This is a genomic window from Duncaniella sp. (assembly GCF_029056165.1).
Taxonomy (GTDB): domain Bacteria; phylum Bacteroidota; class Bacteroidia; order Bacteroidales; family Muribaculaceae; genus Duncaniella.
On sequence record NZ_JAIDBW010000050.1, the window covers coordinates 1 to 24,286 of the forward strand.

The 24,286-nt window shown below is 46.3% G+C and carries 22 protein-coding genes, 1 tRNA gene and 1 pseudogene; 9 read left to right on the top strand and 15 right to left on the bottom strand.

Annotated elements, in window-relative coordinates; genetic code table 11:
- The 3 genes and pseudogenes from K2G41_RS10950 to K2G41_RS10960 all read right to left on the bottom strand — a co-directional run.
- A pseudogene (locus K2G41_RS10950) lies at window positions 1–605 on the bottom strand (hypothetical protein); the annotation flags it as partial.
- A gap of 250 nt (window positions 606–855) precedes the next feature.
- On the bottom strand, window positions 856–2,172 hold the full coding sequence (locus K2G41_RS10955) for an ABC transporter permease (protein ID WP_300118131.1): 1,317 nt from the start codon (window positions 2,170–2,172) through the stop codon (window positions 856–858).
- 121 nt (window positions 2,173–2,293) lie between these two features.
- The gene (locus K2G41_RS10960) at window positions 2,294–3,232 is read right to left on the bottom strand and encodes an ABC transporter ATP-binding protein (RefSeq protein ID WP_300118133.1); all 939 of its coding nucleotides are present in this window, start codon (window positions 3,230–3,232) and stop codon (window positions 2,294–2,296) included.
- A gap of 186 nt (window positions 3,233–3,418) precedes the next feature.
- Here K2G41_RS10960 and K2G41_RS10965 point away from each other — a divergent pair, with 186 nt between their 5' ends.
- The 6 genes from K2G41_RS10965 to glyA all read left to right on the top strand — a co-directional run bounded on the left by K2G41_RS10965 (window position 3,419) and on the right by glyA (window position 8,015).
- Window positions 3,419–3,916: a sigma-70 family RNA polymerase sigma factor gene (locus K2G41_RS10965; protein ID WP_300118135.1), complete on the top strand. Its 498-nt coding sequence runs from the start codon at window positions 3,419–3,421 to the stop codon at window positions 3,914–3,916.
- Between the two features lie 58 nt (window positions 3,917–3,974).
- Window positions 3,975–4,529, top strand: coding sequence for a hypothetical protein (locus K2G41_RS10970; RefSeq protein ID WP_300118137.1), 555 nt, complete (start codon window positions 3,975–3,977; stop codon window positions 4,527–4,529).
- 118 nt (window positions 4,530–4,647) lie between these two features.
- Complete coding sequence (gene pyrB, locus K2G41_RS10975; RefSeq protein WP_300118139.1) at window positions 4,648–5,562, top strand: aspartate carbamoyltransferase; 915 nt, start codon at window positions 4,648–4,650, stop codon at window positions 5,560–5,562.
- Between the two features lie 49 nt (window positions 5,563–5,611).
- Window positions 5,612–6,073 (top strand): aspartate carbamoyltransferase regulatory subunit, encoded by a 462-nt coding sequence (gene pyrI / locus K2G41_RS10980; RefSeq protein ID WP_300118141.1) that lies wholly within the window; start codon window positions 5,612–5,614, stop codon window positions 6,071–6,073.
- Window positions 6,074–6,110: 37 nt separating this feature from the next.
- On the top strand, window positions 6,111–6,671 hold the full coding sequence (locus K2G41_RS10985) for a flavin reductase family protein (RefSeq protein WP_300118144.1): 561 nt from the start codon (window positions 6,111–6,113) through the stop codon (window positions 6,669–6,671).
- 63 nt (window positions 6,672–6,734) lie between these two features.
- Window positions 6,735–8,015, top strand: a complete 1,281-nt coding sequence (gene glyA, locus K2G41_RS10990) for a serine hydroxymethyltransferase (protein ID WP_300118146.1) — start codon at window positions 6,735–6,737, stop codon at window positions 8,013–8,015.
- Window positions 8,016–8,138: 123 nt separating this feature from the next.
- Here the strand turns inward: glyA and K2G41_RS10995 are convergent, their stop codons facing one another.
- The 3 genes from K2G41_RS10995 to mscL all read right to left on the bottom strand — a co-directional run bounded on the left by K2G41_RS10995 (window position 8,139) and on the right by mscL (window position 10,997).
- Window positions 8,139–10,043 (bottom strand): pectate lyase, encoded by a 1,905-nt coding sequence (locus tag K2G41_RS10995; RefSeq protein WP_300118148.1) that lies wholly within the window; start codon window positions 10,041–10,043, stop codon window positions 8,139–8,141.
- A complete protein-coding gene (locus K2G41_RS11000; RefSeq protein ID WP_300118150.1) occupies window positions 10,040–10,372 on the bottom strand; it encodes a hypothetical protein in 333 nt (110 codons plus the stop codon). The genes K2G41_RS10995 and K2G41_RS11000 overlap by 4 nt, the downstream gene beginning before the upstream one ends.
- Window positions 10,373–10,565: 193 nt before the next feature.
- Complete coding sequence (gene mscL / locus K2G41_RS11005) at window positions 10,566–10,997, bottom strand: large-conductance mechanosensitive channel protein MscL (protein WP_366145423.1); 432 nt, start codon at window positions 10,995–10,997, stop codon at window positions 10,566–10,568.
- 373 nt (window positions 10,998–11,370) lie between these two features.
- Between mscL and gap the strand changes: the two genes are divergently transcribed.
- Together gap and K2G41_RS11015 are read left to right on the top strand one after the other, a co-directional pair.
- Window positions 11,371–12,381: a type I glyceraldehyde-3-phosphate dehydrogenase gene (gene gap / locus K2G41_RS11010; RefSeq protein ID WP_300118154.1), complete on the top strand. Its 1,011-nt coding sequence runs from the start codon at window positions 11,371–11,373 to the stop codon at window positions 12,379–12,381.
- Between the two features lie 289 nt (window positions 12,382–12,670).
- Entirely contained in the window at window positions 12,671–13,906 is a 1,236-nt protein-coding gene (locus K2G41_RS11015) for a hypothetical protein (RefSeq protein WP_300118156.1), read from the top strand.
- A 533-nt stretch (window positions 13,907–14,439) separates the two neighbouring features.
- On the opposite strand, the gene K2G41_RS11020 is transcribed toward K2G41_RS11015, so the two are convergent.
- From K2G41_RS11020 to dgt, 3 genes are read right to left on the bottom strand one after another with little or no spacing between them, the layout of a single operon-like run.
- Window positions 14,440–15,837 carry an alanine/glycine:cation symporter family protein gene (locus K2G41_RS11020; protein ID WP_300118158.1) on the bottom strand — a complete coding sequence of 466 codons (1,398 nt, stop codon included), beginning with the start codon at window positions 15,835–15,837 and terminating at the stop codon, window positions 14,440–14,442.
- A complete protein-coding gene (locus K2G41_RS11025; protein ID WP_300118160.1) occupies window positions 15,831–17,117 on the bottom strand; it encodes a YgcG family protein in 1,287 nt (428 codons plus the stop codon). Before K2G41_RS11025 ends, K2G41_RS11020 begins: the two co-directional genes overlap by 7 nt.
- A gap of 27 nt (window positions 17,118–17,144) precedes the next feature.
- Window positions 17,145–18,482 (bottom strand): dGTP triphosphohydrolase, encoded by a 1,338-nt coding sequence (dgt, locus tag K2G41_RS11030; protein WP_300118183.1) that lies wholly within the window; start codon window positions 18,480–18,482, stop codon window positions 17,145–17,147.
- 341 nt (window positions 18,483–18,823) lie between these two features.
- Between dgt and K2G41_RS11035 the strand changes: the two genes are divergently transcribed.
- Window positions 18,824–18,911 (top strand) — tRNA-Ser (locus tag K2G41_RS11035).
- A gap of 273 nt (window positions 18,912–19,184) precedes the next feature.
- Here the strand turns inward: K2G41_RS11035 and K2G41_RS11040 are convergent.
- From K2G41_RS11040 to K2G41_RS11065, 6 genes are read right to left on the bottom strand one after another with little or no spacing between them, the layout of a single operon-like run.
- Window positions 19,185–19,577 carry a WbuC family cupin fold metalloprotein gene (locus tag K2G41_RS11040; RefSeq protein ID WP_300118185.1) on the bottom strand — a complete coding sequence of 131 codons (393 nt, stop codon included), beginning with the start codon at window positions 19,575–19,577 and terminating at the stop codon, window positions 19,185–19,187.
- On the bottom strand, window positions 19,571–20,521 hold the full coding sequence (locus tag K2G41_RS11045) for a glycosyltransferase family 4 protein (RefSeq protein ID WP_300118162.1): 951 nt from the start codon (window positions 20,519–20,521) through the stop codon (window positions 19,571–19,573). Before K2G41_RS11045 ends, K2G41_RS11040 begins: the two co-directional genes overlap by 7 nt.
- Window positions 20,522–20,553: 32 nt before the next feature.
- Window positions 20,554–21,513, bottom strand: a complete 960-nt coding sequence (locus K2G41_RS11050; RefSeq protein ID WP_300118164.1) for an NAD-dependent epimerase/dehydratase family protein — start codon at window positions 21,511–21,513, stop codon at window positions 20,554–20,556.
- Window positions 21,514–21,567: 54 nt separating this feature from the next.
- Window positions 21,568–22,038 (bottom strand): acyltransferase, encoded by a 471-nt coding sequence (locus K2G41_RS11055; RefSeq protein WP_300118166.1) that lies wholly within the window; start codon window positions 22,036–22,038, stop codon window positions 21,568–21,570.
- A complete protein-coding gene (locus K2G41_RS11060; protein ID WP_300118168.1) occupies window positions 22,025–23,128 on the bottom strand; it encodes a glycosyltransferase family 4 protein in 1,104 nt (367 codons plus the stop codon). Before K2G41_RS11060 ends, K2G41_RS11055 begins: the two co-directional genes overlap by 14 nt.
- Window positions 23,118–24,176, bottom strand: coding sequence for a glycosyltransferase (locus K2G41_RS11065; RefSeq protein ID WP_300118170.1), 1,059 nt, complete (start codon window positions 24,174–24,176; stop codon window positions 23,118–23,120). The genes K2G41_RS11060 and K2G41_RS11065 overlap by 11 nt, the downstream gene beginning before the upstream one ends.
- Window positions 24,177–24,286: the final 110 nt, after the last annotated feature.

A 24,286-nucleotide genomic window follows, 5' to 3' on the forward strand; every position in this document is an offset into this window, starting at 1 on the left:
GCCCAAGACGGTCCCCAAGCAGGCCCCCAGACCCATGAGGGTCCCCATCCCCAGTTCCATGACCAGTAAGGATCATACCATGAACCCCAGTACCAGCTGGAATTCCAACGCCAGTAGTTGTTGTACCAGTAGGGTGAGTTCCATGCGCTGTAGGGGTAGAAGTAGTCATAGCCCCAGTATGCTGAAGGAGTATTGACGTAGATATTTACCTCGTCAGGTTCCATGTAATATATATTGGCCAGTTCCTTATCGCCCGAACCGCTCACAACCTGAGGATTGTAGAACTGTTCGATGCGACGGGTGTAAGCGAAGTCAGTAGCGGTTGTGTCCGCGCTGAGTGAATCGGTCGCAAAGATTCCACGACGATTATATTCATCGACGCTTATCGATCGAGTGCCGTTGATCGAATAGGTATCGGCGGCGGGATAGTCGTAAACCACGACGGCTTTTTTCGATGAATTTGAATTGCCGTTGCTGACAGTCTGCTTCTTGGTTGCCTTGGACGCATTGTAGTAGATGTCGTCGTCAAAATATGATTGAGCCGACACCATTACGGAGGCCGCCAGAGCGGTTGTCATGAAAAGTGTAAATCGTTTGAGGTTCATTGTCTGAAGGATATGTTGAGAAGTGAGATTATCAATTTGAGTTTATATAGTTTAGACACGCGAGAAGTTCAAAAGTTTAATCAATCGTGCGCGCATACTAATATATAAAGGCATATTGATGCAAAAATAAGAAATTTCACCGAATACAGCAAAAAAGGATTACAAATTAGAGAATAAAAAAAGCCATTACTGCCCAGTCGCTCATGGCCGGGCAGTAATGGCTTTTTTATTGATCCTTCGGAGAAAAGGATTATTTATAGCTGACCCAGCGGATGAGTTCTTTGATAGAGGGTTTCTTGCCGTACATGAAGATGCCGACTCGATAGATCTTGCCGGCGAACCACACCATAAAGATGAAACCGGCGGCAAGGAGAACGAGTGAGAGTATGATTTCCCATGTCGGGATACCGAACGGGATGCGCGCTACCATGACCATCGGGGAGGTCAGGGGGAATAACGACAGCCAGAAGGCTATGCTGCCCATAGGGTCGGCTGCGGCCGTGAGTGCGAAAATCAGACCGAAGATAATGGGGAAGACTGCAAACGATGTGAGCTGGCTTGCATCCTGAATGTTATCGACAGCAGAACCTACCGCAGCGAAAATCGAGGAGTAGAGCAGGAAGCCGAACACGAGGAACACTGTCATGAGTGCGACAAGCGAGATAATATGGCCAGCGTCGCCGAGCATTCCTACGGCCTGAATCATTTCAATATTGGACGGGTCACTTATCTGGTCGAAGTTTCCTGCCTGAACGGCGGCGACATCGGCCATAGCGTCGGCCGGGAGAAGAGCCGGGAGGAGATAAGCCGACATAGCTGCGAGAAGTACGCCCCAGATGATCATTTGGGTTACGGCTACGAGTGCCACACCGATGATCTTACCCATCATAAGCTGAGCCGGTTTAATTGACGATACGACGACTTCAAGCACGCGGTTGCCCTTCTCCTCGATGATGGAGGTCATGACCATCTGGCCATAGATGAGGAGGAACATGTAAAGCACGAATGTCATGCCGACACCGACGGCATAACTGAATGCAGTTGAGCTGCTTTCCTCGCTTCCCTTGTCGGCACGCACGGTGGTGAGCACGATGTCAGGCTGAACGCTTTCGAGTATCTCGTTGAGATTATCAATGTTGTATGCTTTCAGGCGTTTGGCTTCGACTATATCGCTGATCTGATTGATTATGTCGCTTTCAGTTCCTACGGACGACGGGCCGTTGGAGTAGAACTTTAGGTTGGTACGTTTGGAATCAAATATGCCGGACGGAATCACGAGCACAGCGTCAGTGCCTTCGCGGGTCAGAGCCGAATCAACCGAAGCGTCCGTTGCCGGACGGAATTTAATTGATTTCGAGTCCTTGAGTTCGGGTAGTATGACATTGGTGTTGTCAATGACGGTAACGTTGGTGATCGATGCATCGATGTTGGTCATGATCAAGGCCGGGAGACCCATGAGGACAAGCATCAGGATCGGCATGAGGATGGTGGTGATGATGAAGCTTTTTTTCTTGACGCGTTCCATGTATTCGCGCTCGATCACTATACCTATTTTGGACTGTGACATAGGGTTTGGGCTTTATTTATCTCCTGTTCCCTTGGGAATCCGTGGGTGGACAGGGGTTGATAGTTGGTATTTATTGAATTGAATATTTTGTCTGTTGAGATTGGCTACGGACGTGTGCGCGTCAGAGTTCTACATCTCTTCCGTCCTCTTTGACGGCACGGATGAAAATGTCGTTCATCGAAGCGATGCTTTCGTTTATGCCGGCGATATTTACGGTTGAATTGGCTACCGTGATTGCATCGCGCAGCGTAGCGTCGTCGTTGAGATGGAAGTTAAGCCTGTAACGACCCTGTGCATCGGGATCGAGAAGTGCAAACTCGCCGCCGAGAGGTTGAAGCTGTTCCATCAGCTGGCGTGGATCGCCGTCGAAGGTGATGTCGTAGCGGTTGCCGAAATATTGTCGGCGGATATCATCGACGTTTCCGCTGAGTATGTTGCGGCTCTTGTTGATTAGGGTGATATTGTCGCATATCTCTTCGACTGACGACATGTTGTGAGTCGAGAAGATAATCGTCGATCCTTCCTCTTTCAGTTTCAGTATCTCATCCTTGAGAAGAGTGGCGTTGATGGGATCGAAACCGGAAAACGGTTCGTCGAAGATAAGTAGTTTAGGACGATGGAGCACGGTGACGATGAACTGAACTTTCTGCGCCATGCCTTTTGAGAGTTCCTCGACTTTCTTGTCCCACCACGAAAGGATGTCAAATCTTTCAAACCATTTGCGCAGTTCGCGGACTGCATCCTGCTTGGAGAGCCCTTTCAGGCGTGCGAAAAATACAGCCTGCTCACCGACTTTCATCTTCTTGTACAAGCCGCGTTCTTCGGGGAGGTAGCCGATATGCTCCACGTCTGCCTGAGTGAGCTGATGGCCTTCGAACAACACGCGGCCGCTGTCGGGAGCTGTGATATGGTTGATGATGCGGATGAGGGTTGTCTTGCCGGCACCGTTAGGGCCGAGAAGTCCATACACTTTGCCTTCGGGGACAGAGAGTGATACGTCATCGAGCGCGAGATGTGATGAGTATGCTTTGCTGACGTTTTCTACTTGCAGTATATCCATTTGTCTGTAAGTGATTCTGTGGTTAATGATTCGTTTGTTTATTGGGTTAGACGCAGACTTTTTGAAAAAGTTTCAGTCGGGGTGCAACTTTTTGCTGAATATTGCGTCTAACGAAGTAAAAACTGTAAATCATCCCCCAAGCGGCCACCGGCAGCGATGGATCTATAATATAACTGATCTACGATTATGGCATCAACCGAAAAAGAAGCACGATTTCTGACGATTGTCAATGACAACCGTCAGCTTCTCTATAAGGTGTGCTATATGTACGCTACCGACCGCGACCATTTTCAGGATCTCTATCAGGAGGTTCTGGCCAATATCTGGGAAGGCCTCGCCTCTTTTCGTGGCGATGCGGCCATATCGACATGGCTTTACCGCACGGCTCTCAACACCTGCGTGACATTTTACAGGCGTCACAACCGTCACGCCTCCGAAATGACTTCGCTTGACATGGCATCGGGGCTCGTGGCTGACGACGGCCAGCGAAATGAGCAGCTTCAGGAGATGTATAGGCTGATCTCGCAGCTATCGAAGATCGACAAGGCTATAATACTTATGTGGCTCGACGAGCGGAGTTACGAGGAGATCGCGGAGGTGACGGGATTCACACGCAACAATGTCGCTACGCGTCTGCGCCGTATCAAGCAGCGTCTTGTCGATGGTGGCAGCAGGGATGAATGATTAATCTGAATATCTGTAAACTTATTACATTTGAACCGGGAATAAACACTGATACAAAATGGATATCAACGATCTTAAAAATAACTGGCACTCGTTCAATCTGCCGCCGGAATATACGGGGAGTGAACCGGATGAAATACTGACACGCATGTCCAACGGACGTGTCACCACCTTGCGCGACAGGCTGGGCCGGATGAGCAGGGTGCTCGCTCAGATATGCCTTTTGGGCCTTGTGGTCATGGTACCTTATCTGCATCAGTCACCGACCCTTGCCATACTGAGCATGGCATTCTTTGTTTTCATGGGCATGAGTCATTTCAGGAATTACCGCCGCATCTCGCGCCTGAATTTCTCCGAGATGTCCGTGCGTGAGGCCATGCTGACCGTGGCCGATATCGACCGTGACCGCATAAGGCTTCGCACGATCGGGATGACTCTTGGATTTCCGTTGGTAATATATATGTGCTTCACTTTCACCGAGACATTCGGCCATTATTATCTCTACGGATGTATAGCCGGAGGCATTGTCGGGATGATCATTGGTATATTGATCAATCGGAGGACATCTGCCATAATACGCGAACTCCGTGCGCAGCTCGGTCAGGAGCAATGACGGATTTTGACGGCCATTTTACGCCTTTGTTAAAATCTCGAAGCCATTATGATGTTTTTTTGCTGAAAAGTGAGTAAATTTGCAGTGAACTCATGAAGCATTTCAACATTTCACTGCAATGAACACCAATAGTCTTGTATCAATAAGCGACATAGGTCGTGACGAGATACTTTCGCTTCTCGACATGGCCCGGCGTTTTGAGGAGAATCCTAACCGCCGTCTGCTTGAAGGCCGCGTAGTGGCAACGCTTTTTTTCGAGCCATCAACCCGCACGCGTCTGAGTTTTGAAACCGCAGTCAACCGTCTTGGCGGTCGGGTAATCGGTTTTTCCGATGCCAACACCACGAGTTCGTCAAAGGGTGAGACTCTGAAGGACACCATCAAGATGGTCAGCAACTACGTGGATCTGATCGTCATGCGCCACTATCTCGAAGGTGCCGCCCGCTATGCTTCGGAGGTGACTGATGTCCCCATCATCAATGCCGGTGACGGAGCTAATCAGCATCCCTCACAGACGATGCTTGATCTCTACTCGATCTACAAGACACAGGGAACTCTTGAGAATCTGACCATCACGCTTGTCGGTGATCTTAAATATGGCCGTACTGTCCACTCGCTTCTGATGGCCATGCGTTATTTCAACCCGACCTTCCGTTTCGTGGCATGCAAAGAGCTCGGTATGCCGGCAGAGTACAAGACTTTCTGTGATGAAAACGGCATTGCCTACACTGAGCATACCGACTTCTCGCCGGAGGTGATCAACACGAGCGACATCATCTATATGACCCGCGTGCAGCGCGAACGTTTCGCCGACATTATGGAATACGAGCGCGTGAAGGATCTCTATAATCTCAACAACTCGATGCTCGACGGTGCGAAGGAGAACATGCGCATACTCCATCCGCTGCCTCGCGTCAACGAGATCGCGCAGGATGTCGATGACAACCCCCATGCATATTATTTCGAGCAGGCACGCAACGGTCTCTATGCCCGTCAGGCTATCATCTGCCGTGCGCTCGGCATAGATGCGTGAGATCAAAAAAGGATACTTCATATAGAAACAGATTAACGAAGTAAAAGTTATGACAGTCTCAAAACAAGAACTCGCGGTCGCCGCTCTCCGCAACGGCACTGTGATCGATCATATACCCTCCGAATCGCTTTTCAAGGCCGTCAAGATCCTCGGTATCGAGAAACTTACCGGTGCTGTCACTATCGGCAATAATCTCGACAGTAAGAAACTCGGCAAGAAAGGTATCATAAAGGTTGCCGATGTGTTCTTTCCAGAAGCGACGCTCAACCGCATAGCCTTGATTGCCCCGACTGCAGTGGTCAATATCATACGTGACTATGAAGTGGTGGAGAAATTCCCCGTGACTCTTCCGGAAACGATAGTTGGTATTGTCAAGTGCGGAAATCCCAAGTGCATCACCAACAATGAGCCGATGCGCACACGCTTCCATGTCATTGACCGTGACGACGTGACTATCAGCTGTCACTACTGTTCGCAGGCGGTGCGCAGCATCGATGCTAAAATTATCTGATGAATCAATCCTAAAAACCTTTCGGCCGACGCAGTTCATGAAAGTCTCTTGGAAACCGGGCACGATGATCTATCCTCTCCCTGCAGTGCTTGTCAGCTGTGGTGATGAGGCTCACAACAATATATTTACAGTGGCATGGGTAGGTACGCTGTGCACAAATCCGCCTATGTGTTATATTTCCGTCCGTCCCGAACGATTTTCTTATCCGCTTATAAAGGAGCAGATGGAATTTACCATCAATCTTACCACTGCTGACATGGCACGTGCCACGGATTGGGCCGGTGTGCGTTCCGGCCGGGATTATGACAAATGGAAGGAGACCGGTCTGACTCCGGTCAAGGGTGTCAAAGTGTCTGCGCCTTACATAGCGGAGTCGCCTGTGTGTATAGAATGTCGGGTTAAAGAGATAATGCGTCTCGGCAGTCATGACATGTTTATAGCCGATGTCGTCAACGTACTTGCCGAGGAGTCACTTATCGATCCTGAGACCGGAGCTTTCGATCTCGGAGCGGCAGGACTCGTCAACTATTCCCACGGTCACTATTTCGAACAGGGTCCGGAGATAGGGCGGTTCGGCTGGAGCGTGAAGAAAAAATGATTGATTCCACCGGAATTACCGTAAAATAAGTAAAGACCAAAACATTATTCATTATATTTATCTATGAAAGAGGACAAAGTTATCTTCGACATTATCGAGCGTGAGCATCAGCGTCAGAAAAAAGGCATCGAGCTTATCGCATCCGAGAATTTCGTCAGTGATCAGGTGATGCGTGCCATGGGTTCGTGTCTTACCAATAAATATGCCGAAGGCTATCCGGGCCACCGTTACTATGGCGGTTGTGAGGTGGTTGATGAGTCTGAAAGTATAGCCATCGAACGCCTTAAAGAGCTCTTCGGTGCAAAATGGGCCAATGTCCAGCCCCACTCAGGTGCTCAGGCCAATATGGCAGTATTCATGGCTTGCCTCAATCCCGGTGACAAGTTCCTCGGTCTCAACCTCAGTCATGGCGGACACCTTTCACACGGTAGCCCTGTCAATTTCTCAGGTCTGATGTTTCAGGCTCTTGAATATAACGTTGATCGTGAAACCGGTCGCGTGGATTACGAACAGATGGAGGAAGTGGCACGCCGCGAGCGTCCCCGTCTTATCGTAGGTGGTGCAAGTGCCTACAGCCGTGAGTGGGACTATGCGCGTATGCGTCGTCTCGCCGACGAAATTGGTGCTATTTTCATGGTTGACATCGCTCATCCTGCAGGTATGATTGCAGCAGGTCTCCTTGACAACCCGATAAAGTATGCCCACATCGTTACATCTACTACTCACAAGACTCTCCGCGGTCCTCGCGGCGGTGTGATCATGATGGGTGAGGACTTCGAGAATCCGTGGGGAAAGACCACTCCCAAGGGTGTCGTGAAGATGATGTCGCAGTTGCTTGATTCGGCTGTGTTCCCCGGTGTGCAGGGCGGTCCGCTCGAACATGTCATCGCCGCTAAGGCTGTGGCTTTCGGTGAGGCTCTTGCTCCTGAGTTCCGTGAATATCAGCTTCAGGTTAAGAAGAATGCAGCCGTCCTCGCACAGGCTCTTATGGACATGGGCTACAATATCGTTTCCGGCGGTACTGATAACCACTGTATCCTCCTTGATCTCCGCACCAAGTTCCCCGATCTTACAGGTAAGGTGGCTGAGAAGGCTCTCGTACAGGCCGATATCACTGCCAACAAGAACATGGTTCCGTTTGATTCACGCAGCCCGTTCCAGACTTCGGGTATCCGCCTCGGAACACCTGCGATCACTACACGTGGTGCCAAAGAACCTCTCATGCTCGAAATCGCAGAAATGATCGACACTGTGCTCCGCAATCCGGAAAGTGCCGAAAATATCGCTGCTGTACGTGCTAAGGTAAATGCTACCATGCAGCCTTATCCGATGTTCGCCTATTGATCGTCAAATCCGTATAAGGTCGGTTAAATAAGCGTCATCCGTAACGCTTAGTAAAATAAACAAGGATGAGCGGTGTTTTTGAAGCACCGTTCATCCTTGTTCATTTTGCCATAATATTGTTGTTTAGTCGAATATTCCTACAAGAGTGCTTTTGTAGGCTTGGAGTGCCGATTTCAGGGCCGGGATAACTGAATAGTCGGTGTCTGCACCGGCATAGGTCATATCCCATGTGAAATCCCCGTGGTTCATTCGGCCGGCACCGTAATAACCGGTGACGACTGACGGTACATCGATTGCCGATAGGGGAGTGTAGGCATACATCAATGTCGGGTCTGTGTCAAAATTATTATAGGTGTTGTTGCCGTGAATGGTTTTATAGGTCGATGGTACTTGCTCATTTTGCGCAGAAGCCTCATAACAGTCAAATGACCGTGCGCTGACCGTCTGTGTGATCGGTAGTAATCGGTCGTTTCCGACAGTCTCCGCATAGACATTTCCGTAACTTTTGATCATGCCTCCGTCTTCCTTGGAAAATGTACCCGCACTTCCTTCCGGATCATGTCCCTGCTGAGAGATCAACATGGGATATTTGGATGAACGGAAGAAATTGTTTTCAACAAATACGCTCGCACCCATTGTCGCGCCAACCCCGTATTTCGCACATCCGTCAAAATAGTTGTTCCATACATGTACGCTCATGGTCCGGATGCGGGGATGACGGGAGTCACTGTGGTCAAACCAATTGTGGTGATAGTCGATATAATTCGGTCCGCTTTCACTCTTCATGCCGCAGAGGGAGCTTTTACCGCTGTCGTGGAAACGATTGTAGGCTACGGTTATGTACTGTGAATTGCTCTTTATGTCGATAGTTCCGTCTCCCTTGGCCTGATCGCTGTCGCTGCCGGTGTTGCCGTAGAAGAGGTCAAGGTGGTGAACCCAGCAGTTACGATTGTTGGTGTCGATGGACACGCAATCATCCATACAGAGCATATTTGCGAAATTGCGTAGCTCCACCGAGCAGGCATTCCTCAGGAGGAAACCGAAACCCCATGTTGTGGCATCCTCACCGATCCCCTCGATGGTGATATTCATCGGGATTGTGTTGTTTTTACCCTTGACCTGCAGCCCTTCGGCCGAACTGCTGATCTTGTCAAGATCATCCTTCTTGATGAGTCCGATTAGGCGGATGGCCAGCGGTCGTGTCTCCAGTCCTTTCTGATAGGCATCAATGATGGCCTGCAGTCCGGTGATCAGAGTTCCGTCGCCGTCCTTGTTGCTCTGCTTTACCTTGCATGTGACGGTTTTGGCCGTCGAAGTGGTTACATAGATTACGCGGGCGTCATCTTTGAGCGTGCCGTCATCCTTGTATGCACCGACACCGCTGAAATTCAGATGTGCGAAGCCACTGCGGTCGTATGCCCTTACCTTTATGCCTTTTGCCTCGCTTGCCTGTTCAGGATTCTCATTGCCATTTATGACAGGTATGACTTTCATGCTGTAGATCCCCTCCGTGAGTCCGGGCATGTCGGCACGTCCGTAAGTCCCATAGTTGCGGACAAGCTCGCGGTCAATGGGGGTATAATCGGCATAACGGCCTCCTTTAATATATACACGATATCCTGTAGCACTGTCGAGGAGATCCCATTTGCAATACGCATTTTCGAGCCATCCTCCGGCGGCTGTCATATTGATACCACCGTTGACGATCTCGGTTTCATCAGCAGTTTCCGGTGATTTTGTGAAATTTATGGAAGTGACGTTTTTAACATATTCATCTTTCCAATCTCCGCTTTTAGGTCGGACCGTTACTTTTCCATTGCTTTTGTCAAGCTCGACTTCTTCAAGTTGTGAAGTATCATAGCATTTCAGATCGCCGTCCGACTTTTTTAGAAGAATCTGTTTGGCTGTCAGGTCAAGTCTGACGGAGTGATCTGTTTCGCTGTTCTGAGCGTTGCCAGCTGTAACACATAGCGTAAAAGCCGCTGTGAGGATCAGAGGTAATGTGTGAGAGGTGAGAGGTTGTTTCATTTTATATATACTTTCTGTCCGTTAATGATGTAGATGCCTTGTTTAAGTCCTTTCGGAGTTTCACCGAGATAACGGCCCATGATGTCATACACACCGTTTACTTTTGCAGGATCTGCTGTAGTCATTTCGAGAGCGGAGGATGCTTCGTGGTCGAGAGTTATAATTACGGCATCCATTTCGGCTGTCTGTGATGTCGTGTCGCTGAATGTGAGTGTGACGAGATTGGATTCAAATGTAAGTTTTATGAGATCTTTTCCGACGGGTTGACCGTTGATAGTGGTCATGATCTCTGTATCGGCAAACACGTTTTGCGAAACTATGATTGCCATAGTGCATAGCACCGGTTTTAAAAATTTCATGGTGTGGAAATTGATGTCTGTGAGAGGAGAGTTAAGATTGGTGCAGGGGAGAAATAATTTTAAGAGTAGATATGTCGGACAATGGATTGCCGGCATACCCACTCTCTGAGTCTTTGCCTTTACGGTATATGTATGGACAGGCTGGAATCGGTCTGGAAAGCTTTTAGTTCTTTTCCTTAAGCAGATCACGGATTTCAGTAAGCAGGACTTCTTCCTTGGTGGGTTCGGGTGCTGCTTCGGGAGCGGGTTCGGCCTCTTTGCGCTTGAGCTGGTTGATGGCCTTGATGGCGATGAAAATACAGAAGGCTACGATGAGGAAATCAACGATGGTCTGAATCCAAGTGCCCCAGTTGAGGGTTACTTCAGGCTTGATAACCTCCTGCGTAGTGCCGTCGATTACGGCTTGCTGAATCACGAATTTGTAATCGGTAAAATTCATGCCTCCTGTGGCCACACCGACGAGCGGCATGATGATATCATCGACAAGGGATGAAATGATTTTACCGAAGGCTGCGCCTATCACAACACCGACAGCCATGTCGATGACATTGCCACGCATGGCAAATTCTTTGAATTCTTTGATTAAAGACATAATGTTGAATTAATTATTTGTTGAAGCAGACATAGGGGGTCGGGTAGTGGACTGAATAAAGCATACCCAACACGCAATGATAACAAATGGGTGTGAAAAAATGTTTGTGGTTTGCAAAAATAAATCAAAAATAAATTATTTCCATCCTTTGCAAGCTTTATTTAGCTTTTTTATCCAAAATGCGATAAAAAACGACATTATTATTATTCCCAAATCAAAAAAATAATAGTAACTTTGTGGCGGTTTTAAAGAGCGCGTCGTCTGTAAGCAGGTGTGGGGATGTCCTCATTTTGTAAGACGCAGACTTTTTAATCCCGCGGTTCAATACTTGTTTCAATAGGAAAATATTTAAAAACCCAATTTTTTTATAAGAATTATGACAAAAATAGGTATTAATGGATTTGGCCGTATCGGTCGGTTCGTTTTCCGTGCTTCAACTAAGCGCGATGATATCGAAGTAGTAGCAATCAACGACCTCCTTCCCGTTGACTACATGGCTTACATGCTCAAGTATGACACCATGCACGGTAAGTTTGACGGCACTGTTGACTTCGATCTCGAAAAGAGCCTCCTTATCGTTAACGGTAAGCCCATCCGCGTAACTGCATGCAAGAATCCCGCTGAAATTGGTTGGAGTGCAGTAGGTGCTGAGTACGTTGTTGAATCAACCGGTCTCTTCCTCACTAAGGAAAAGGCTCAGGCTCACATCGAGGCAGGTGCTAAGTATGTTGTTATGTCAGCTCCTTCAAAGGACGATACCCCCATGTTCGTATGCGGTGTTAACCAGAACAGCTACGTTAAGGGTACTCAGTTCGTATCTAACGCTTCTTGCACCACTAACTGTCTTGCTCCTATCACCAAGGTGCTCAATGACAAGTTCGGCGTTGTTGAAGGTCTCATGACTACAGTTCACTCTACTACTGCTACTCAGAAGACTGTTGACGGTCCCTCTATGAAGGACTGGCGTGGTGGCCGTGCCGCTTCAGGCAACATCATCCCCTCTTCAACCGGTGCTGCTAAGGCTGTAGGTAAAGTTATCCCCGAACTCAACGGTAAGCTTACCGGTATGTCAATGCGTGTCCCCACTCTTGACGTATCTGTAGTTGACCTCACTGTCAACCTCGCTAAGCCCGCTACTTATGAGGAAATCTGCGCTGCCATGAAGGAAGCTTCTGAAGGCGAACTCAAGGGTATCCTCGGTTACACTGAAGATGCAGTCGTTTCAAGCGACTTCCTCGGTGATCCCCGCACTTCTATCTTCGACAAGAACGCAGGTATCATGCTGTCTCCGACCTTCGTTAAGGTTGTCAGCTGGTATGACAACGAAATCGGCTACTCTAACAAGGTGCTCGATCTCATCGCTCACATGAAGCAGGTTAACGGCTAATCCCCGTAGATAAATACCTACTTTACAAATAGGAACTTCCATCGTCCCTGCCGGATTCCCGGTGGGGACGATATTTTTTTCTATAATTGCTATTAAAAATAGGATAAAACGGATACTTTTTATCCATTTTATGGGGAAATAGAATAAAAAAGATGAAAATATAATAAGAATATTGAAAAAATGTCATATATTTGCCACGAGATTTAGCAATTGTCTGTAATTCCGAAATCCATAAGGTCTTTGTACCTGAAATCAATAATTTATAACCAACCAAAACATTATTTCATTCATGAAGAAAATTTTTACTCTTCTTGCAGCAGCTGCTATGACGCTCTCTGCATCTGCTGAGGTGATCTACTCTTGGCAGTCTGAAGGTCCTGATGCCGTAAAGCAGGTAGGTGGCACAGCTTCTGCTAAAATTGACGAAGCACGTGTGAATTATGCAAACGCAGTCAATGGTACTACTTACTATACCATCTGTCTTTGCGGTAAGAAAGGCACATATCCTGAGTCAGCTTACGTTAATGTCGCTCTTGATCAGGCTCTCGCAGAGGGTGATGTAATTTCTGTTACAGCTTACCGTAACAAGAATGAGTCCGGTAAGGCTGTGACTGTTGAATTCCTCTTTGATGGAAATACGGATAACTCTATCGCTTCAACCGAACAGTTTGCCAACATCAATCCTGATGGTGAAGCCGATCCTGCTCCCAGCACTCAGACCTTTACTGTTCCCGCATCTGCTGCCGGCTGCAAGTTTTTTGATATGACCCGTGGTTCTGCAGGTACTAACCTCTTTATCACTAAGCTTGAGATTACCCGTGGTGGTGCTGAAGAGCCCGCTCCCGTTGAAGGTGAGACTTTCTCAATATTAGGTTCCGGTTCAGGCATATTTAATAAGGCTTTTGATAATTATGTAATGCCTTTTGAATTTGATATTGCTACAATGACAGGTACTTTCAAGAACTTTATCGGAAGTAACACTACTGTAGCTCTGCAGTGGGTACTTGCTAATGAGGGCGCAGATCCTACACAGACAAACACAATGTTTAACTCTAATCCCGTAAGCGGTCTCGGTGAGATCCAGACTGTTGCCGGTTACTACAAAATGTGCTCCATCAATGACTTTAACGGTAGCTTTATCTTCAAGCAGGATGGCGTGAATTTTGGCAAAATTGAAAATATCCTTGTAGGTGTTGATTTTGCAAGCCCCATACAGATTATCGAAAATGCAGAGCACGAAAAATTCTATGAGGTAACCATCATGATCGGTGGTGCTTACTCAAAGTGGGATGCAGAAAAATCAGAATGGGTTGCTTCCGGTGAGAATTATATCAGATTCATTTATGCTGTTCCCTTCCCCGCCAGTGAAGGTGGTGAGTCTGCAATCGAGGCAATCGAAGCTGCTGACGAGAACGCTCCCGTTGAATACTACAACATTCAGGGTATGCGCGTGAATGAGCCTGCTGCCGGTCAGCTCGTCATCCGTCGTCAGGGTTCTAAGGTGTCCAAAGTGATCATACGCTAATCTTAGCAATGAATAATTAGGTGGTTGTATCAGAATTGATAATATAGTCTGTCCTTGCACTGGCCGAAATTTAAGGCAATGTGATTCAGGTTACGGCGTAGAATTCGGCCAGCACAAGCGTAGGCTCTACAACTGAGTTGATTTTTGATACGGCATCTTTTAAAGAAAATAGCAGGGCTGAATGACAAATTTACGTCATTTAGCCCTGCTTTAACATTAATTAACAAAAATGGGGGGGGTAATTTTTAGTTTTTACTTAACTTTGTACAGTTATTCCGCTTTGCTGGATTAGCAGTTGTTATTACAGGTAGAATTTAAGACAAAAAATGGTCAATGACCATCATTTGAAATATCGACTAAGACTAATTAGAAATATACGTTAGGTTAATTATTTATAACCGAGAGTGCTCGGGTTTCACGGAGGCAGTGATGTTTATGTGACGCCCGACCTCTTATTTTTATACCTATCCGTAAGGTGTATTCCATCGGTCGGTGGGCGGCCCTACGGAGTAGGGAGGCAAAATAATATTGTATCAGCGGGCAGTTGATTTACTGTCCTCTTCAAACATTTTTACTTCCTCCCTGACTTGTCTGCGCAGAAGCAGTAGCGTGATCATGGTCGGAAATGCCATAAGTGCATAGAATAGATCGCAGAATCCGATGGCGACACCTAATGGGATCACTGCGAACACAATGAGTGTGATTATGAAAAACCACGTGTAGAATCTGGCTTTACGCTCTCCGAAAAGATATGCCGCACAGCGGTTGCCATAGAAACTGTAACTGAACATGGATGAAAGCGAGAAGCAGAGCACGATCACCATCAACAGAAATTCACCCATCGGTATGGCCTTTCCGAAAGCTTTCATGGCCACGTCAAGACCCTTGACACCCTCAACAGCCTGAAAGTCGCCGCAGAGAAGCAGGGCGACAGCGGTAAGTGTGCAGACAAGGCCGGAATCGATACTTGGCCCAAGCATGGCTATAAGACCTTCACGGACGGGTGATGCATTGGCTGATGCTCCGTGCATGATGGTAGCCGTGCCGACACCTGCATCGTTAACCAAGGCTGCACGTCTCGCGCCGATAATGGCTATGCCTGCAAGCGCGCCCCAACCGGCACGCAGATTGAATGCCTCGGCGAATATGCTGCGGAACACTCCGGGAACTTCACTGATATGTGTGGCGATTATATAGACGACACTTATGAAATAAAGTCCGACCATGAAGGGTACAAGCCACTGGGCCACTCCGGCTATGCGTCTGATTCCACCGATCACTACGATAGTCACTGTTAGTGCGATTCCAAGTCCGACAAGGAGACGGAACGACGACTCGTGGCTCCAGCCTATGGCGGATGTCAGACCGGAAATGACTGCGTTGGAGCGAAGCCATTCGGGAGTGGTGAACGCGCTGACCATCGCTTCGGTGAGCTGATTGGCATTCATGATACACAGTGTACCGAGCATACCGGCGACAGCAAATGTGATGGCGAGCCAATGCCAGCGTCTGCCGAGTCCGCGGTCAATGATATACATTGTTCCTCCGTCAGTGCCACCGTCGGCTCTCATGAGTTTGTGGCGCGTGGTGAGGACGCCTTCATGAAACTTGGTTGACATGCCGACGAGGGCACTCACCCACATCCAGAATATTGCTCCCGGACCGCCCATTACAAGGGCTATGGCTACACCTGCTATGTTGCCCATCCCGACCGTGGCAGCCACAACGGACATGAGTGCCTGAACGGATGATATCTGTGATCCGGATTCGCGTGACTTTTTACCGCGAAGTTCGCGGATGGCGTCGGGCAGTTTGCGCACGGACACCATCCCGGAATAGAAGAAAAGGAAGAATCCTCCTCCGATGAGCAATATGAAGAGGGGATAGCCGCAAAGGAAATCGGCCAGCGTGGTGATAAAGCATTTTACCATGATCCGCTTGCGCCTCCACCGCCGGTCATGCCTCCACCAAATGAGCCGCCGGAGAAACCGCCACCTCCTCCGTGTCCGCCGAGCGTACTGCCGAGGATTGATCCGGCCACGGTAGCTGCGGCCGGATCGGGCTTTTTGGCGATACGGAAACGTTTGTTATGCTGATTCCCGCAGTTCTTACACATATAAATATCGACTCCTTCACCTTCGGTGCGGACTGTGGGTTGACGGAGTGTGCGACGATCGACAAGCGACATGGCACGCGCACCACAGCGGTCACAGACAGTGTAGTTTGTCTGGCGGTTGATATAGGGTAGAATTTCCGTCTGATAGCATTTGGGACAGTGCCACACGTCGTAGTCAATGGAATTAAGACGCTCTTCGGTGTCCTGCGCCGGAGTGAGGAAGTCGTTGTCGTGCTCCTCGTCGATGAGTTCCATCTGAGTACCGCAGTGGGGACAGTTGCGCTTGTGGCGACGCACACGCTTCATCTTCCATGCAAGAAGCAGGAAGGCGGGGAGTGCCATGCCCAAGGAGAGGAAGGTAGCGAAGAGTACAAGTGTGCGGTACTGGTCGAGACTACGGTAACGCTGCACATCGTCAAGACGACGTGACGATGAGATGGCATACATCACCAGAATCAACATGGCCACCCCCACGACTGCTGCAAAACCGAGAAAAAGATTGAAAAATTCTGTGCCGGAAAGGTCGTCGTCAGCCCTCCGGGAGTCATTGGCATATTTCGATTTCAGTTCTTCGGCCACGTTCGGATCGCTGAGTGCTCCGATGATGGTGGATATTCCGGCTATCGTGCCTTCGTCATAGTTGTCCTCGCGGTAATAGGGGAGCATCTCGTTGCGGATGATGCGTCCGGCAATTATGTCGGGGAGCACGCCTTCTACCCCATAGCCGGTACGGATGATGACCTTATGGTCGTCGCGCGAGAGGAGGACGAGGACACCGTTGTCATTGTCTTTCTTACCGATTTTCCACTTTTCAAACAGGCGCGTTGCAAATTCATCCGGCGTCATCGAATCATCGACCTGATCGACAGCGACAACGACAAGTTCGGCGGACGTATTGTCCCAAAGCGATCCTATTGCTGAGTTTAGACGGCTGACTGCCGCCGGCGAGAGGACGTTGGATGGATTAGAGACATATTGAGTCCGGTCAGCCACGTGGACATTCGGCACTTCATCGACTGTGATTGCCTGAAGGGGGAGTATGGCTGCGAGTATGGCGATGAGCAGTATATAGAATCGTTGACGGGTGGTCTTCATGTGTTGTGATTATAGTGGAGTGGGGGATCAGTTGTTGATTTTCAGGCTCATTCCGCTTAACCGGCGGTAGAGGTCGAGCGCATAGACATCGGTCATACCGGAGATGTGGTCGAGCACAGCCTGTATCTTACCGTAGAGCGACGGGGATTGGGTCTCGTACTGCTGCGGGACTTTAGCGAGGAGCAGACGCGAGTAGTTTAGATCGGGGTAGCGGACAGCTTTGACGAGTTCGTGGATCAGGAAGGAGATGATGCGTGTACCGGCGAGTTCGATATCCACCACATCGCCGGAACTGTAGATCTTTTTCCAAGAGAGGGCTTCGCAGTCGCGATAGGCTTTGCGTTCGAGCGGAGCGATATGATTGAGAAGCGATCCCTTGAACTGTCCGCACAATATTTCCTCCTCATGCTCGATGAAGGTCTCGGCACATCGGTTGACAAGGACACCGATTATGCATGAACGGAGATAGGCTATCTTTTCGTTAGGATCATCGACATCCGCCATTATGCGCACGATGTGGGCGCGGCGGGCCTCGTCGAAGTAGTTTAGGAATAGAGGGATGACTTCTTCCGTAGAGAGTATCTTTAGTTTGTGCGCGTCCTCGATGTCCATGATTTCATAGCATATATCGTCGGCTGCCTCAACGATATATACGAGCGGGTGGCGTGAGTATCTGATCTGGCCTGCAGGTTCTTTTAACGGTATCATGCCGAGTTCGTCGGCAACTTTTATGAAATCGTCCTTTTCGGAGGTGAAAAAGCCGAATTTGCCATGATTACCGGCGAGAGTTGAGTCGAAAGGATATTTTACGATTGACGCGAGAGTGGAGTAGGTCATGGCGAATCCTCCGGGCCGGCGGCCGTTGAAACGGTGGGTGAGGAGTCGGAAAGCATTGGCATTGCCTTCGAAATGTGTCAGATCGGCCCATTGTTCTGGCGTCAGTTCTGCTTCAAGTATTCTGCCTTCGCCTTCACTGAAATATGTAGAGATGGCTTTCTCACCGGAATGTCCGAAAGGAGGATTGCCGAGGTCGTGGGCGAGGCAGGCAGCTGCTACGATCTCGCCGATGGAGTCGAGTTTGCTTACCCAAGGTTCGGAGGCGTATTTCTCGCGTAGGACACCGGCTATCTCACCTGCCATCGAACGTCCTACACAGGATACCTCAATACTGTGAGTGAGGCGATTATGGACAAAGATACTTCCGGGTAGCGGGAATACCTGTGTCTTATTCTGGAGACGGCGGAAAGGGGAGGAGAATACAAGGCGGTCATAATCGCGCTGAAAGTCGCTCCTCGATCCCTTCTTAGGATCGTGGAAGTGCTCAAGCCCGAAACGCTTGTCGTTTATCAGCCTGTCCCATGACATTGTTTGCATATAAGAGGAAGTATTTTAGAGGATTTGGAAGATAGAGTGAGGAGTGAATAAGAAGTTGAGTATGCGAAGTTAATGATTTTTCGAGAAATAATAAGTCCTCTTTTCAAATTTTAGAAATGAGGATGGAAAAGTACTGCTCAAAATTCAGTCAGTGGAAGGTGGGATAACGCAGTATTTCCTGTAGGAGATACTGATTAAGAGTATAAACAATCAAGAGCGTGAAAAAAATTTGCACAATCCGAATTTATTCCATACCTTTGTAGCCGTAATAAAGCTGTATAATCATTTTTTTTGTGTGATTGAATCCGTATGGCAGAATTACGACAATAATAGGAGTGATGCTCGAGTGGCTGAAGAGGCACGCCTGGAAAGCGTGTAGTCGTCAAAAGCGGCTCGCGAGTTCGAATCTCGCTCACTCCGCAAAAATTACCGCAGAATATCATTTTGGTGATCTGCGGTAATTTTTTTGTGCTAACGAAACTAATTCATTCGGTTGATGTGGATTTTTAATTTCAGTAGAAAAATCGGGGGTAAAAATAAAAGTATAAGGACCGATTCTCTCAAAGCGTTTAAAGTCCATGATGCTTTGTAGGAACCGGACCTTTTTAGTTGATTTTATCTGAATTAACTTGGCTAATATCTGGAAGAGAGCATTGTTTCTGATAGTAATAATTTATCGGATAGCAATAAATTTTAATCAAGCATATCTTCCGGTTGAAGGGAGGTGTATGGGCCGTCTTTGACTTCGAATATGGTGGACGGTTCTATGACTTCTATTCCGTGCCATTGTCCGGTCGGTATCTGTACACCATAATTCCCTATTGTAGGGTCGAGTAGGTAACGCTCGATCTGTGTGCCGAGGTCGTTATAGAACACAACAAACATCTTTCCTCGAAGTAACACGTAGGTCTCAGCGGTGTGCCTATGGCGATGAATCGGCAGGACCGTTCCTGGCAGTAATACGTTGACCAACCTCTGAGCCTTCGCTTCGAGGCTGTCGTGAAAGTTGTAATTCATCCGGAGTCGAGGACTCTCCGCGGCTTTTGCGGTTATTTTGTCAAGGAGTTCGTCATTGATAATCATGATTGTAATAACTTGGATTTTAGATACTCTTCATGGAGATGATAATTCTTCTTCATGAAGAGCAGATATGCTGTTGTAAGGGCCACGATGATTATTCCGAGATAGAGATAGTGATTTATAGGCAGATATATCAGTCCGGCAGATATCAGTAGCTGAATTGCCATATAGGAAGACGAGACGGTGGTATGGGGTATCTTCAGCTCGTTGGCCATTATCTGGTAGGCATGCTTGCGGTGGGCTTCCCCTAGATTCTCGTGCAACTGGATTCTGTGACAGATCGTAAGGATAGTATCAGCACCATATACTGCAAGAAAGACTATGTAGGAGAAGTCTTGAGTCTTGAGGATCAACAGACCTAAGGCAAACAGTAGGATGAATGCTATGGATATCGAACCGACGTCTCCTGCGAAGCATTTTGCCTTTTTGCGGAAATTGAAAAAGCAGAATACCATCAGGCTTATTCCAACTGTATAAAGGAAAGGTTGGCTGATAAAGTCGTATATTCCGTTCAGATATATCAGTGGGACCAGTACGGCAATTGAATAACCACCTGTGATACCGTTGATACCGTCCATGAAGTTGTAGGCATTAATAATGCCTACACATACTATAAGTGCGATCAACACCATCCACCAATCTTGAAGATTAAGTATCCCGAACTGGTAGAACATTAGGAAGATAGCCGTGAATTGTACAACTAAACGCACACTATCGGGGAGCGAATGGATGTCGTCGATGAAGCTTATCAATCCGACCAACGACAGTCCAATTATAAACCACGGATAGGTCAATCCGAAGAATGCTGCATAAAGCCAGGCTGCAAAGAGAAAGACTATACCTCCACCACGTAAGACGATGGTTTTGTGCGAACTACGAAGATTCGGTTTGTCGATGATATTAAATCTGTCGGCTACACGGAAGTATGCTAATTCAAGCAGAATCAGCATAACGGTAATAATAAGGAAAATCATTATGTGGTCTATTGATTTTGGAAACTCCGGATGGTCTCGGTCAATCCGTCCCGGGCATTTACCGGCATACTTTCAATATTCAATGCCCGTTTTATTTTTTCATTCGACACAATATAGTTCTCAGTAAGTTTGTCGAGTCTGAAAGTATTCAACGGCAGATGCAGGACATCTCCGATCCTTGCACCAAACCTGATCATGCCTTTGGGCAGATTCCATATATGGCTTTTCTTGCCCATTGCCTTACACATCACGTCAATAAGCTCGTTTGTGGATAATGCCTCATCGTCCGCCATATTGTAGATTCCGCTTTCCACCTTCATGCTCAGGAGCTTTTCGATTACAAATGAGAGGTTGTCGATAGACGTGAAGGTCCGCTTGTTCTCGAATGCACCAAGTGGCCAAGGAATCCCTTTTGAGATCACTCCGTAGAGGAGATTAAGATTGCCCTTGTTACCCGATCCATGAATCATGCAGGGGCGGAGAATTATCACATCCCTGTCCCCATACAGCTGAGGGGCTTCTTTCAGTCTGTCCAATATGTATTCTTCCGCCCGGACCTTGCTTTCACCATAAGGCCCGACAGGACACGGAGTAACGTCCTCGGTCAATATGTCGTCGGGAACTTTGTCCACCGCAGCCTTTACGGAACTGAAGAATATGAACTTATGTATGTCACGATTGGCTGTAAAATAGTTGAATATCTTTTTTGTTAAATCGGTATTTATTTTGAAGTATATGTCGGATGCCGACTTATTCTTTAGATCGTGTGCCTTACCTGCAAGGTGAATGATTGCATCAACCGGAGGAATCGTGTTATTTTCAAGATCCTCCCAAGAATAAGTCTTCTTGACACCATCCTTCTCAGGGGCCACTATATCCAGTCCATAAATCGTATTGTCTCCCTTAAGAGCGGCTACGAGATTAGAGCCCACGAAACCATGGACGCCTGTGATTAATAACCGTGACATTAAAATTAGATTGTATTTATTATCCTGATTAACAATATGATTATTTATTCCAACTCAATATTTCTTGATAATTTTAGCAGGACATCCCCCGGCTAACACATCCTTTGGAATACTTTTATTGACAAAAGAATGTGGAGCGATAATACTATTTTCTCCAATTGTGACCCCCGGCATAATAGTAGAACCAATACCTATGAATGCATTTTGTTTTATTATTACAGGTGCACTATTTACAATTCCACGCCCTGTATAATACATAGCATTATCATGCTCCAGAATTGTTGTGCGTGCGGTTACTACGACATTATCTTCTAATGTAATCATTGAAGGATGGACATTTCCGATAATACAAAAATATCCAATCTCAACATTTTTCCCTATTTTACATCCCCTACATTTATGGAAAAACACTCTCCATTTACGATATGGTAAAAACCATGCAAACATAAGCAATAACGACGGTAGTATTCGCTGTAAAAAATTGCCTTTTGCAAGATAATCCTGCTGTTTTTTATCTACATTCATTTAGGATTGAATTATAAATTTTGTCATAGCCTTTGGAAATTTTTTCCCAAGAATACGTTGAGATAAGATGAGAATATGCTTTATTTGCCCGATTTTTCATATCATCCATATTCGTTAATGCATATTCGATTTTAGCTGATAGATCATCAGCGTTATTACTCTTAAAAAATAGGACTTCATCATCATTGAAGATATCTCTATTTTCCTGTATATCGCTAGCGATTATCGGCGTTTTCATGGAAGCTGCCTCAAGTAGCTGCATGGACATTGTTTCAGCTAAAGAGGGGAATATGAATAATTTGCTTGATTGTATATATTTCATTAATACCGATTTATCCTTAATTAAGCCGGTATATTTTATATTTAACCCTTGAGAAAGATCTTTAATTTGGTCCTTAAATTCGTTGGGCGCCATTGACATGTCGCCTGCGATAACAATTGGTAATTTACAATTTATCTTGTGTAGGGCTGAAAGCATTATATGTAAGCCCTTTAATGCCATAATTCGTCCTGCAGCAAAGAAAATATAGTCGGTGCCAACATCTATTCCAGAGATCGGTTCATCAGTATTAATACCGTTAGGTGTGAATATAGATTTTTTTTTAAGTATATCTCTTGTCCGTTTTACTTCGTTTTTTGAGACTCCGGTAAGAAATGGAGCAAATTTAAGAAATACTCGATACTGAAGGAAAAAATATAGTCTGAATTTTTTCCATTTATCGTTCAAGGGGGTAAATGCTCCGTGAGTTGTCACAAGTAATTTTTTACCATACCTCAACCTGATCAGTGGAAATAAAAAAGAAGAATCACAATGATGGAAATGGACTAAATCATATTTTTCTCCAAAAAGCAATTTCCCGGTAGATTTAAAGTAATATAAAAGAGTATTTAACCGAGAATTAACAGACTTGAATACTATTTCGCGATATCCATCATAAGTTCCTGATTTTCTACTGGTATATTTATTGGTACAGAATACGGTAAAATCATATTTGTCAGTCAGAAAAGGTAAATAACCTTCAACTACTCTGGATATTCCATCCTGCGCCGGTAATCCTTTTGCTCCTATAATAGCAATTTTATTTTTCATCTAATAACTTATAATATGAGTTTGCGTATATTTCGAATGAATAATTATCTCTAAGCAATTGTTTGCTATTTTTTCCAAACGATCCAATGCTATTTTCTGCTATAATTAGCCGCTCTATGTTATCAGCAATACCTTTGAAATCCTGTATGTCATTCAGATATCCATTGATTCCCTCTTTGACTAATTTATCGTTATCTCCAACATTTGTGGCGACTATCGGTAGTTCGGCATCAAGAGCCTCCATTATGGAGTTACTTGTACCTTCATATAATGAAGTCGATAAATAGATATCACTTTCGCAGAGATATTTGAAAATGTTTTGAGGATTAATTATAACCTTTACGTAATTATTTAGATCTAATTCATCGATCCATTGTCGGATAGCCGCTTCCTCATCACCATATCCGATAATTGTATAATATACCGGATGCCCCTTTTCAATAATAATCTTTATAGATTTAAGAGCTGTTAAGTAATCCTTTTGGGGAGTAAATCTTGCAACAGTGATAATATTTATAAATTCATGCGTTTCATCTTTTTTCTGCACATTATGAAAATTGATATAGCAATTGGGGATTACAATCGCCTTCTTACGGATGAATTTAGGAAATATGTTAAGACCACGATAATTATTGAATATTACCTTTGTAGAGAGTAGTGCCGAAAGTTGTTCAGAAAGACGTTTTGGAAATTCAAGATAAGCATTTCTGATACCCGGATATATCCTGTCAACACCGCACAATCGCCCCAATAAACAACCCCATAAATTAGTCGCTGTTAAATACGAGAATAGAATTTCTACTTTACTCTTTCTTAAAAATAAGGCTAATCGTATCATTTTTTTTATTAAAGAGCCTTTAAGGAGATAAAGTTCCGATTGTTTGAAGTCTCCTAATAGAAGTAATTCATTCTCAATGCCTAATTCTGAATTAAACAATATGAAATATACCTTATAATTTCGCTTCTCAAGTGCGACTTTTAGTAGGACAGCTTGCTTTTCAGCTCCTCCCTTTTTTAATGTCGGGATAAGTATTGCGATATTCCTCATTGAAATAGAGTATTAAGATTATGAAGTCATCCAAACTTTTTTGATTTGTAAAACGAATAATTCCTTAGTTATCACTATAGGTGTTCTTCTTTGGCGATGCTCAGATATGG